An 11,719-nucleotide genomic window follows, 5' to 3' on the forward strand; every position below is an offset into this window, starting at 1 on the left:
AAAGCCGCTTCGATTCCGGCCGATGAATTCCTGCCGTCCCCCTTTATTTTGGTTTGAGACTGGACATGATCGAGTTGCTCGCCATTCCTGCCTGGCAAACTCCGCCGAAAACCCTTGACGACTGGGTGGCTCAACTCTCGACCCTCGCCGGCCGTGTCGAGGTCTCGCGCGAGTCGACGGGGGTTTCCTGGCTGGAAATCGGCTCGTTGCGGTTGCGAGGTTACGCCGTCCTCGACGGTCTGCGCGTCGAGGCGATTAATTTTGAGTTGAACGACCCCGACCCGGGACCGGCCACCCTCGTGATCGAGGCGGCGGCTCAGGCCTTGGGATTTGAAGTTCATCACGACGACCCGGATGATCAGACCGACGAAGACGACGATTGATTGAGGTCAATTCCGAGGCTTCGACCCTTGACTGGAATTCCCCTTGAGGAGAGCGTTTGATGCCCATGGCCCGTTCTATTCCCACCCTCGTCGCGTGCGTTTCCCTGATGACCGCCGCCGCCATCGCCGAGGAGCCAACGTTCAAGACGCATACGATCAATGGTAAGAGCGGCTTCGAGTCGGCGGGGGTCTTCGACGTCGATGGCGACGGGCAGCTGGACATCGTCTCGGGAGACACCTGGTACCAGGCACCAAGCTGGACACCTTCCAAAGTCCGCGACGTCGCTCGACAGGGAACGTATTACAACGAGTTCGCGACCCTGCCGCTCGACGTGAACGGCGACAAGAAGATCGATTTCGTGTCCTGCGCCTATTTTTCAAAGAACGTCGGGTGGGTCGAGAACCCCGGTGCCAAGGGGAAGGAATGGACCTATCACGAAATTGATCTGCCCGGCACCAGCGAAGCGGCGGTCCTCGTCGACCTGAACGGCGACGGTAAGCCGGACGTTTTGCCCAACGTGACCACCCGGGTCGTCTGGTATGAACTCGAGCAGGCAGCCGCGAAGCCGGTCTGGAAGAAACACGACTTTGGAACCGAGGCGGCCGGCCACGGCGTCGGCTCGGGCGATGTCAACGGCGACGGCCGGGTCGATCTGCTCACCCCCAAGGGCTGGTTCGAAGGGCCTGCCGACCCCAAGGCGGAGACCTGGGTCTGGCATCCGGAATGGAACCTTGGCGCTACCGGGATCCAGATCTTCGCGCGTGACGTCGACGGCGACGGACTCTCGGACCTGGTCTACGGCGTCGGCCATGACTACGGTCTCTACTGGATGAAGCAGGGGAAAGGGGCGAACGGCGAGCGAACCTGGGAGAAGCACGAGATCGATCGATCGATCGCCTCGGTTCACACACTCCTCTGGGCCGATCTGAATGGCGACGGCCGTGAGGAACTCATTACCGGCAAACGCGTCTATGCCCATGAAATCGAGCCTGGCGCGACCGACGGCTCTGTCGTCGCCTCTTACGATTTCGATCCCAAGAAGAAGGCCTGGGTCAAGCACATCCTCTTCCAGGGGGAAGCCGCCAAGAACGCTCCGGAAGGACCCAAGCGCGACGCCTTGAAAGATTTTCCGGCGGGCACGATCGGAACCGGTCTGCAAATGACCGCCATCGACATCGACCACGATGGCGATATTGACCTGATCTGCCCCGGCAAGAGCGGTCTCTATCTTCTGGAGAATCTCGGTAGCTCGAAGTCCTCCGCCCGAGGCGAGACGAAGGGGTTCCTGAGCCGTTGATCGCCCCTGATCATACGGGTTAACGGTGGTCGCACGGCACGTCCCCGATCCCGTTCTCCGGAATGCGAGAGACGATCCGCGTTCCGGAGAACCCACGGGGCGGGGGCTTGTTCGAGCCACTAAACCTCTCTACATTATCCTGTTGTCCTGAGTTGACACTCTTCAGACCACCAAACGTTGGGTGAGACCAGCCGATGTCCGAGTTCTTCCCGGAAGTTCCCAAGATCGTGTACGGGGGCCCGACCTCTCGGAACCCTCTGGAATTCAAGCATTACAATCCGGACGAGGTCATCGGCGACAAGACGCTGAAGGAGCATCTTCGATTCTCGGTAGTCTACTGGCACACGTTCAGCAATCCGCTCTCCGACCCGTTTGGTGCGGGGACCGCGGTTCGCCCCTGGGATGACGGCAGCAACTCGGTGCCGAATGCCCAGCGTAAGGCCCGCGCGGCGTTTGAGTTTTTTGAGAAACTGGGTGCTCCGTTTTACGCGTTCCACGATCGGGACGTCGCCCCTGAAGGGAAAACGCTCCGAGAGAGCCACGCCAACCTCGACGAGGTTGTCAAGGTTTTCAAGGATGAACAGGCTCGTACAGGTGTTAAGCTGCTCTGGGGAACAGCCAACCTGTTCAGCAACCCTCGCTACATGCACGGTGCGGCGACGAGTCCGAACCTTGATGCCTTCGCTTACGCCGGGGCTCAGGTCAAGAAGGCGATGGAAGTCACCCACGATTTGGGTGGTGGGGGTTACACCTTCTGGGGAGGGCGTGAGGGTTACTCCACGCTCCTCAACACGGACATGAAGCGGGAGCTCGACCACCTGGCCCGGTTCCTCCACCTGGCGGTCGACTACAAGAAGCAGATCGGCTTCACCGGGACCTTCTACATCGAGCCCAAGCCGAAAGAGCCGACCAAGCATCAGTACGACTCCGACACCGCGGCCTGCCTCAACTTCCTGCGGACCTACGACCTGCTGCCGCACTTCAAGCTCAACCTCGAGTCCAACCACGCCACCCTGGCCGGCCACGAGATGATGCACGAGCTCGAGGCGGCTATCGGTGCGGGCGCCCTCGGCTCAATCGACGCCAATACCGGCGACCCCTTGCTGGGCTGGGACACCGACCAGTTCCCGACCAGCATCTACCTGACCACTCAGTGCATGCTCTGCATCCTCGGAATGGGCGGGTTCACCACCGGTGGCGTGAACTTCGACGCCAAGGTTCGCCGCGAGAGCTTTGAGCCGATCGACCTCTTCCACGCACACATCGGTGGGATGGACGCCTTCGCACGCGGCCTCAAGGTTGCTCATGCGATCATCGCCGACGGCCGGCTCTCGTCGTTCGTCACTGAACGCTACCGGAGCTGGGACAGTGAACTCGGCCGTCGGATCGAGTCGGGCAACGCCACGTTGACCGAACTCGAAGCCTACATCCTCCCCAAGGGAGAGGCCAATAAGAACGCAAGCGGCCGGCAAGAGATGCTCGAGAATCTGATCAACGAGTTTATTTAGCACTGTACGCTTTGGCCTGTCTCACTTCGATACCCAAGGCAGGCTGAAGCCGACCCTCCAAGCCGGAAATGGCCGCTGATTCCCTCGCGTACGACCCACTCACGTTCTGACCGGTGGGTCGGCGTGAGTGGGACCATTCTTTATCCGCGAGGGCGGAACCGGGTGGGCCATGCCCACCTCCAATCCGGAGTGCCGGCGCTCAGACAGAATAATCTTGCGCCGAAAGGGTTGACATGCCACTTGCCCGTGTCCAGGACCGGGGAGTAGGGTGGTGCAACCCCTTCGGAGAAATCAATGATGCCACGCGATTTCGCCCGCCTTGCGTGTCTTCTGCTCACGCTCCTCGCGACCTCGACGATCGCCGGCGAAGCCGATCCGCCGGTCTCGCAGGCAAAGATTCGAGACTCGGTGCAGCGAGGCTTGCAGATCGTTCAGAAGGCTGCGACCCAGTATCCCCTCCACCGTTCCTGTTTTTCGTGCCACCATCAGACCTTGCCGATGCTGGCCATGGTGAAAGCCCGCGCGCATGGATTGGCGATCGAAGCGGATCTACTCCATGAACAGGCCGATTTCAGCGTCGAGTCGTTTCAGGAAAAGATCGAGGAGATGACGCAGGGCAAGGGAGTCGGTGGCGCCGCGATGACGGTCGGCTACGGCCTTTGGGGCCTGGCCCTGGCCGATTGGCCGCGCGATGAAATCGCCGAGGCAATGGTCTCCTACCTGCTCAAGACGCAAACTCAGGACGGTCACTGGGGGACGTCGGGGAGGCGGCCACCCCTCGAAGAGTCGGCAATCACCTGCACCACGTTGGCAGTCGAAGGTCTCAGCCACTATGGCGATCGTGATCGGAATCGCTCCGTCGAAGATGCCATCGCAAAGGCACAAACGTGGCTGTTAAGTGCTCATGTCAAGAACCAGGAGGATCGGAATGCTCGGCTGCGTGGGCTGCTTCGGCTAAAAGCGGAACGTCCCTTGGTCGACCAGGCGATGACCGTGGTGCTGGACGCGCAACGGGATGACGGCGGTTGGCCTGCGCGCGAAGATCTGCCGAGTGATGCGTATGCCACCGGCCAGACACTTGCCGGTCTCGAGGAGGCCGGTTTTGACGTCGCCAGCAAGGTCTACCAGCGCGGGCTTCGCTTCCTGCTCGATTCTCAGTGCGACGACGGCTCATGGAAGGTAGAAACTCGGGTGAAGCCCGTCCAGGTCTACTTCGATAATGGCGACCCGCACGGCAAGCATCAGTTTATCTCGATCCCGGCGACCGCGTGGGCCGTGGCGGCGCTGGCCGTGGCCCTCAAAGCGGAACCCCTTGTCCAGCCCTTCGACCTCTTGATTCGCGGCGGCACGATCGTCGATGGGACGGGCAACCCCTGGTTCCTTGGCGACGTCGCGGTCCGGGGCGACAGGATTGTGGCGCTGGGCCAAGTTCCCACGGACGCCCCCACGCGGCGGATCATCGACGCCCGGGGCCTCGTCGTGTCCCCCGGCTTTATTGATATGCATTCGCACTCGGATCGCCCCTTGCTCAAGGATGGCAACGCCCAGAGCAAGATTCGCCAGGGGGTCACGACGGAAGTCCTCGGCGAAGACAGTTCAGGAGGGCCCTCCAAGGGAAAGCAGGCCCCCGGTTCGTTTCGTCGGGCTGGCAAGACGATCGAATGGACCACCCTGGGGGGATATCTCGACGCTCTGGAAGGCGGGGGCATCGCAACCAATGTTGCCTCCTACGTCGGGCTGGGCACACTCCTCGACTGCGTGATGGGGGATGTGCTCGACCGCCCCAACACGGAGCAACTCGAGGCTGTGAAAGTCCTCCTCGAAGAGGCCATGAACGATGGGGCGTTCGGACTCTCGACGATGCTGGCCGGCCCTCGAGAACTGAATGTCACAACTGACGACCTCGTCGAACTCTGCAAGGTCGTTCGACGGCACGGTGGGATCTATTCCTCACATCTGAGAAATGAGGGAACCACGGTTCTCGACGCAGTGAACGAAGCTATTGCGATCGGCGAACGCGCGGGGGTGCCGGTGGACATCATCCACGTGAAGATTGCCGAGCAAACGCTCTGGGGCCGGATGAACGAGATCGTGAGCCTGATTGACGAGGCCAGATGGCGAGGCGTCAATATTCAGGCCAATGTTTATCCTTATACGCGAGGTAACAACGACCTTGTTACCATTCTCCCCCCTTGGGCTCACGAAGGAGGGAAGTCGGAACTTCTCCGCCGGCTCAAGGACCCGGAGGACCGCCGAAGGATGAGGGATGATATCCGCAACGGCCGACCCGGCTGGTACAACCACTATACGGCCGTCGGTGGTGACTGGGGGCGAATGCTAATCAGCGCGAACCTGTCGGAGGCGAACAAGCGGTTTCAGGGAATGACGATGGACCGGATCCTCGCCGAGCGTGGCCAAGGCAAGGCCCCGGTCCCTGATCCGATCGACCAATTGTTTGACTTCTTGGCTGAGGAGAAGGGCTCGATCAGCACGATTTATGCCCACCACACTGAAGAGGATATGAACCTTGCTCTACGGCAGCCCTGGTGTTCGATCGGCTCCGATGGCTCGGCGCTGGCGATCGAGGGGCCATTGCGCCAGGGAAATCCGCACCCCCGAAGTTTCGGGACGTTCCCCCGTGTCCTCGGGGTTTACGTTCGCGATCGTCACTTGCTCTCCCTGGAAGACGCCGTTCGCAAGATGACGTCGCTGAACGCTGCGAAAATCGGCCTGGTCGACCGTGGCCTGCTGCGTCCCGGTCAGTTCGCAGATATCACGCTGTTCGACGCCGCGAAAGTGATCGACAAATCGACGTACCTCGAGCCATTCCAATATGCGGAAGGGATCGAGTACGTCATCGTGAACGGCAAGCCGGTCCTCGAACGGGGCGTCCATAACGGAGCACGCCCCGGACACGCCCTGCGTCGATCGGCGCGAACCGATTGAGACGAGAGGACCGCGACCGGGGCAAGCTTGATTCTGCGGAATCGGGATCCGACGGGTCCGACGACGGCATGGTCGTCGGACTCGCCGGCTACTCATGATGGTCAGTAGAGCAAGATCGCGTCGATTGCGAGCGTGAACTGGCTATTGCGGGTGCCGTCGTTGTAGGGGGTGGTGAACTGAGCCCAGTCATAACGGGCTTCCGGGCGGAGCCAGAGCCAGGGCTTGGGCTTATAGATCAAGCCTAGCGTCTGCTCGTAGAAGTTGTCTGCAAAACCGGTGCGGACACCATTGTTGTCGCGGAACACTTCCGAACGCCAAACGCCGGTCAGCTTGTCGTTGAAGCCGTAGAGGAACCAGTTGCCGAAGCTCTGCCAGCTCGCGTTTTGGTTGGTTCCCCCCGGCCCAATCCCGGGGATGTTGCCCTCGAAGCCCTGGTCGGTTTCCATCACCTGGGTCAGCTTGTCGGTCCACTTGTAAGAGAGGACCGAGGTGACTGTCGTCCGCCAGTTATCGGCATAGCCGAGATTGCGCCGGCCGGCCAGGAAGTTGGGTTTCAGGACGCCGGTTTGTCCGGGGAAGGTGATCTGCGGGCTGTTGGGGAAGTTGGGATACTGGTTGGGCCCGACGATATAAGAGATGGCGAGGTTGGCTTTGCCGTTCTTGGAGGTCCAGGAAACGCCACCGAGATAATTCCATTTGTAGTTTTCGTTAATCCAGCGGTCCCAGCCATTGACCGCACCGTTATAGACGTTCACCCGGTCGGTGAGGTGCAAGGTCGACAGCATTCCGAAGTGGGTGAACGGCTGGCCGTAGTTGAACATGTAGGGAACGGAGAGCAACGGCCTACCGGTCGCGGGGACCACTTCGTAACCGAGGATGGTATAGAACCGGCCCCCCTTAATGTCGATGCCCCCCTTGGTCAGGTAGGGGAGGTGGACCTCGGCGTAGAATTGGGCGGGATCATAGCCGGCGAAATGGTTCAGGCGAAACGAGCTGTCGAACAACCCACGCATGTGGTTGAACTGCCAGTCGTTGCCGAAGAGATTGTCGACGCGAAACCCGAAGTTGATCTCGTCGTTCTGCTCGAGGGGATTCTCGAAGATCAGGTAGTACTGGTTGCCCATCCAGCGATTGGCGAGGAAGTTGGGATTCACGCCGAAGTTGGTGGCGCTGGGGGGGACACCATTGGTGTTTCCCGTATAGCTATTCTGGATCCAGCCATAGACCTTGACCGGGGCGTCGGCTCGGCCCAACGCGTTCATCAAGAGTTTGGTGTCATCGACCTCGGCTTCTTCGGCCGGCTTGGTTTCTGCGGCGGCCTCGGCTTCGGTCGGCTCGCCGCCTCCCCCTGCGCGTTCGGCCCTCGGGAGCGCGACATCCGTCGCGTTGGCCGTGCCACCCGATCCACTTGGCGAGAATGGTTCCGTCAGCGGACCACGCTGATCGGGGAAGCTCGGAGAGGGAGCTTCCGGTGTGGGGACCCCGTCCGGTAGCTCTTGGCGAGCAGACGCGAATCGCGAAGGGCGTTGATACCCGCCCGGATACAGAAGACGCGGAGTTAGGCCCGGCGCCGGTGCCGGCGCATTCCTGAATTGGGTCGGAACCTGGCGCCCATCGCTCTGAGCACGGCCCTCGGCGGCATAGAATCCGCAGATGAGAGCAAGAAAGCTTGTTCCACGGACGAACGGTGATTTCATGGTCATCCTCCTGAATGACTTCACAACCCACGAATCCTTCGCGGATTGTTTTCCAGCGCAGGCGTCCCGAAGGAAGCCCGAGGAGCTTCGCTCCACTCCAATGTCCCGGCCGATGGCGTCACGGCGTTGTGCTTTCGTCGTGATTCCGTTCCTAGACAGATCGGGCAAAGAACTCGTGACCGAGGTTCTTCGGGAGAGCCGATCATTTCAGGAGGACTTCGATCTCGTTGATTGCACTGGACCATCTGGGGACCCGTGTACTCCCCAAACCCAACCAGCGAAACACGGCAAGGACATTCCGGCCGGCTTCATTCCACATGAAGTCGAGCCCAAATGGTGCGTGCAAACTGACTAGCCCTTGGGAGATACGATCCGACTGATCTGTCTTATCGGCGTTGATCGTTGTGGAACTGAGCTATTTCACGGAGGAAGCGGGAAAGTCGGAGTTATCGAGAGGATTGGAAGAATGGGAAGCCCACGATCACTTTCGAAATACTAAGCCGGCCAGATCGTATCAGTCCTTGTCCACCACCTCTCCCATGGCGACTCGGGTGATACTGTCTGGCCGGCTAGCCGGGTCGTGGTTTCCCCCATCGGGGGAGCCCACGGTTGTGAGAAGAGAGAGCGAGCGGGTCGTCGTGCGAAGGCAACCCGCTCGCTCTTTGGCGGTAAGCTCTTTGCTTTAGAAGCCGAAAGCTGTCGCCGGAGGAGTGTTTTGTGAAGCTTGCTCAAAACAACCAAGACTTGAATCAGAACGTTTCTTGATTTCTCATGTCTTAGTCTCTCGTGTTTCGCTTCTGGATTCAGTAGCAATGCAAGAGGTGTGCCAGAGTGTTTTCGGGCCGACCGCGATTCCACTGGGAGTGCTTTAACCACTAACACAGTCGTGGTTTACGAAAAATCGAATCTCCCGAAAATTTTCCTCTCGAGGGCGAGGACCGACACAGAAATCGCAATGGGTGCCATGTTGTTACGCAGAGACGCCTGCGATTTGTGCAGAATGCCCTTTGCCGCTAATCCACTCGTTTGGTGGGTAAGCTGGTAGAATAGAAAATCTCGGGAGACAGGCTGTAGTTTTGAGGAGAGAGCGAGAGTGGGATCTACAGTTCCGGACGCGACAATCGGTGAAGAGACTCACGCTTCCGAGGCGTACCAGGACTTGTGCCGGGTCGTGGCTGCGTCTGGGCAACGCAACCAGGCGGACCGATTGGGGCGTTGGTTGGATCGGGAACTGGATTTGGAGGGGGCACCACGTCGCTTGCCGGTTGGCGAGTGGTCACTCTGCCTGACCTTGCTGGCCGAGAGGCGGCAGGCGCTCGGCGAGAGTTGGTCCCCGGAGCTCGACGCCAGAGTCGAGGGCTTTTTCCTCGCGACCTTGAGGTTTATGCGGCCGGACGGTTCGATGGTGTTCGGTCCGAACGGGATTCCCAGCGCGACCAAGCAGGCGCTCCGGTCGTGGGCCGACCAACTCTCCGAACCCGGTTTCAAGACCGTGATCGATTGGTGGTTCCCCGGGCCCGACGTACGTCATTCTCCCCCTCCGTTGCCCGCTTCGGCTCGGGCGGAGCACCCGTTGGCGAGCCTCCGTGCTGACTGGTCGAAGTCGGGGGACCTGATGGTCATTGACCATCGTCAGCGCGGTCCTGAAACCCATTTCGAATTCATCGGTCTCGGTCGGACGTGGCTCGGACCGTCCTGGACCTTGGGGACCGCTCTCGCCGCCGCTCCGGTGGCTGTGGGGCGAGCGCGACCCAGTCTCTGGGTCTCCAATTACTCCGTTGACCTTGCGGAGTGGTCGTTTCGTGTGGGCCCCCTCCGTGTCGTTCGCACCGCTCTCTTATTCCGAGGGCGTCGGCTCGCACTCCTGGCCGACCAGATCGACGGGAAGCCGACGGCCGGCGAGATCCGGCTCGGCATTCCTGAAGGGATTGACGTGGTCCCGCCGGCGGAGAACCGCAGCCTGGCACTCACGCTGGGTTCGCGCGTCGCCTCGCCTCGGTTGATCCCGCTTGGCCTGCCCTATCGATCGTCGGGCGGGGAACGGGGAACCTTTCAGCGCGCTGGGAACGAGCTCGTCTTGCGTCAGCCGATTGCAGGCAGGCGCGGGTGGCTGCCGCTCCTGGTCTCCTGGGAGTCGGGCCGGAATCGCAAGACGCTCGTTTGGAGACCATTGACGGTGTCGGAAGGTCCCAAAATCTGTGGGGCCGAGACGGCCGTGGCCTATCGGGTGGCGTGGGGGCGCGATGAGTCCTTGGTCATTTATCGAAGCCTCGCCCGCCCCGTGCCCCGCTCATTTCTGGGCCACAAGACCGCAGCTCGCTTTCTCATCGGACTGTTCACCAAGGAAGGGAACGTGGAGCCGCTCCTCACGGTCAAGGAGTGAACGGAGTCGTTGCCACTCCGGTCACGGCCGTTTGGGGAGCGAGGCGATCTTGGGCAACGAGAGAACAATGTAGAGCAGGGCGACCACGACTGTCAGGTAGCCGGAATGCTGATGTCGTTTGACCCATTCCGCCTGACCGCTCAGGATCAACTGGCCCATCACCAGTTGCGCAACGATCAAGAGAGCTGATAGAATTCCCAGAATCATCAAAAACGGTTTCATCGCGGTGTGGATCCTCGATTCGAAGGTCGCTCGACACCTGGGCGGGTTTGCGAGAGGCTGTGGCGAGTCAACCTAGAATAGTCGATCGGCCAGCCCACTTCGACTGCGATTTGGGGTCTGCCTTTCGTATGGACAGGAATGCAAGACAATCGACCTATGGACACAGACGTTCTTCGTCGCAACCTCGACTCTGTTCGCCACCGAATTGCCGAGGCGGCTCAACGCTCGGGGCGGTCTCCCGACGAGGTCACGCTGGTTGTGGTGACGAAGCGCCTCCCCGTCGAGGTCGTTCCACCGCTCGTTGCTCTCGGTGCGCTGGATCTCGGGGAGAACTATCCGCAAGAGCTTTGGGAGAAGGTGAATCATCTTGGCAATTCGTCGGTGCGCTGGCATCTCATTGGCCATCTCCAGAGTAACAAGGCCAAGAAAACGGTGCCGATGGTGCGGATGATTCACGCGGTCGATTCCCTGCGATTGCTCCAAGGGCTTGATGCACTCGTCGCCGATCCGGAAAACGGACCCGCCGTCTGTCTTCAGGTCAACACGTCGAACGAACCGGCCAAGCACGGCTGGTCGGTGGACGAGATCCTCGCGGATGCCGACGCGATTGCCGGATGTCGGAACCTCCGTGTGGCCGGCCTGATGACGATGGCGGCCCTGGATACGACGAGTGAGACGGCTCGTCCCTCGTTTATTTTGCTCCGCGACGTGCGCGAGAAGCTCAAGGAGCGGACCGGCCTGAGACTGGAGCAGCTCTCGATGGGGATGTCGAACGACTTCGAGACAGCCATCGAAGAGGGGGCCACGATCGTTCGCGTTGGCTCGGCGATTTTCGAGGGGGTCTTTTCATGATCGAACTGACCGATCACCCCCGGGGGACTGTCCTCCCGGTCCGAGCCCGCCCCGGCGCCCGGAAGGATGCCATTTTGGGTGAGCACGCCGGTGCATTGCGGGTGGCCGTGGCGACCAAGCCCGAGGCGGGCAAGGCGAACGTCGCGATTCAGGGCGTTCTGGCCCAGGCCCTCGGATTCAAGGCGTCGCAGATCGACCTCTTGTCCGGGCAAACCTCGCGCGAGAAACGATTTCTGATCGTCGGCGAGACCCCCGAAGAGGTTCGGAGCCGGCTCGATACGCTCATGAAAGTGCAAGGGCTGAACTGAACCGGGAATGGAACTGGATGAACGGCCGGATGGTGGCCCGCAATGGCCGGCGAGCACCGCGGTAGCCCGGGTGGCGTTCTGCCTCTGGCCGTCCTGTTGAGATTGAACTTTAACGATTGCTG

At 60.7% G+C, this 11,719-nt stretch carries 9 protein-coding genes; 7 read left to right on the plus strand and 2 right to left on the minus strand.

Annotated features, from left to right (window positions below):
• Positions 1-65 precede the first annotated feature (65 nt).
• The 4 genes from SINAC_RS27785 (at position 66) to SINAC_RS27800 (ending at position 6,135) form a co-directional block, all read left to right on the plus strand.
• The gene (locus SINAC_RS27785) at positions 66-383 is read left to right on the plus strand and encodes a hypothetical protein (protein ID WP_015248895.1); all 318 of its coding nucleotides are present in this window, start codon (positions 66-68) and stop codon (positions 381-383) included.
• Between the two features lie 59 nt (positions 384-442).
• The gene (locus SINAC_RS27790; protein ID WP_015248896.1) at positions 443-1,681 is read left to right on the plus strand and encodes an FG-GAP repeat domain-containing protein; all 1,239 of its coding nucleotides are present in this window, start codon (positions 443-445) and stop codon (positions 1,679-1,681) included.
• Positions 1,682-1,875: 194 nt separating this feature from the next.
• Positions 1,876-3,189 (plus strand): xylose isomerase, encoded by a 1,314-nt coding sequence (gene xylA, locus SINAC_RS27795; protein WP_015248897.1) that lies wholly within the window; start codon positions 1,876-1,878, stop codon positions 3,187-3,189.
• 294 nt (positions 3,190-3,483) lie between these two features.
• Positions 3,484-6,135: an amidohydrolase family protein gene (locus tag SINAC_RS27800; RefSeq protein WP_015248898.1), complete on the plus strand. Its 2,652-nt coding sequence runs from the start codon at positions 3,484-3,486 to the stop codon at positions 6,133-6,135.
• Between the two features lie 101 nt (positions 6,136-6,236).
• On the opposite strand, the gene SINAC_RS27805 is transcribed toward SINAC_RS27800, so the two are convergent.
• Positions 6,237-7,832, minus strand: a complete 1,596-nt coding sequence (locus SINAC_RS27805) for an outer membrane beta-barrel protein (RefSeq protein ID WP_015248899.1) — start codon at positions 7,830-7,832, stop codon at positions 6,237-6,239.
• 1,093 nt (positions 7,833-8,925) lie between these two features.
• On the opposite strand from SINAC_RS27805, the gene SINAC_RS27815 reads away from it, so the two are divergent.
• Positions 8,926-10,215, plus strand: a complete 1,290-nt coding sequence (locus tag SINAC_RS27815; protein ID WP_015248900.1) for a hypothetical protein — start codon at positions 8,926-8,928, stop codon at positions 10,213-10,215.
• Positions 10,216-10,236: 21 nt separating this feature from the next.
• On the opposite strand, the gene SINAC_RS27820 is transcribed toward SINAC_RS27815, so the two are convergent.
• Entirely contained in the window at positions 10,237-10,437 is a 201-nt protein-coding gene (locus SINAC_RS27820) for a hypothetical protein (RefSeq protein ID WP_015248901.1), read from the minus strand.
• Between the two features lie 156 nt (positions 10,438-10,593).
• Between SINAC_RS27820 and SINAC_RS27825 the strand changes: the two genes are divergently transcribed.
• Complete coding sequence (locus SINAC_RS27825; RefSeq protein WP_020467507.1) at positions 10,594-11,289, plus strand: YggS family pyridoxal phosphate-dependent enzyme; 696 nt, start codon at positions 10,594-10,596, stop codon at positions 11,287-11,289.
• Entirely contained in the window at positions 11,286-11,597 is a 312-nt protein-coding gene (locus SINAC_RS27830) for a DUF167 domain-containing protein (protein WP_015248903.1), read from the plus strand. The genes SINAC_RS27825 and SINAC_RS27830 overlap by 4 nt, the downstream gene beginning before the upstream one ends.
• Positions 11,598-11,719: the final 122 nt, after the last annotated feature.

The organism is Singulisphaera acidiphila DSM 18658, from assembly GCF_000242455.2.
Lineage (GTDB): Bacteria > Planctomycetota > Planctomycetia > Isosphaerales > Isosphaeraceae > Singulisphaera > Singulisphaera acidiphila.

What these genes read in the sequence shown, in the direction of transcription:
- SINAC_RS27830 (WP_015248903.1), top strand. Translation starts at nt 11,286, where the DNA reads ATGATCGAACTGACCGATCACCCCCGGGGGACTGTCCTCCCGGTCCGA.
- SINAC_RS27805 (WP_015248899.1), bottom strand. Translation starts at nt 7,832, where the DNA reads ATGAAATCACCGTTCGTCCGTGGAACAAGCTTTCTTGCTCTCATCTGC.
- xylA (WP_015248897.1), top strand. Translation starts at nt 1,876, where the DNA reads ATGTCCGAGTTCTTCCCGGAAGTTCCCAAGATCGTGTACGGGGGCCCG.
- SINAC_RS27790 (WP_015248896.1), top strand. Translation starts at nt 443, where the DNA reads ATGCCCATGGCCCGTTCTATTCCCACCCTCGTCGCGTGCGTTTCCCTG.
- SINAC_RS27820 (WP_015248901.1), bottom strand. Translation starts at nt 10,437, where the DNA reads ATGAAACCGTTTTTGATGATTCTGGGAATTCTATCAGCTCTCTTGATC.
- SINAC_RS27800 (WP_015248898.1), top strand. Translation starts at nt 3,484, where the DNA reads ATGATGCCACGCGATTTCGCCCGCCTTGCGTGTCTTCTGCTCACGCTC.
- SINAC_RS27785 (WP_015248895.1), top strand. Translation starts at nt 66, where the DNA reads ATGATCGAGTTGCTCGCCATTCCTGCCTGGCAAACTCCGCCGAAAACC.
- SINAC_RS27825 (WP_020467507.1), top strand. Translation starts at nt 10,594, where the DNA reads ATGGACACAGACGTTCTTCGTCGCAACCTCGACTCTGTTCGCCACCGA.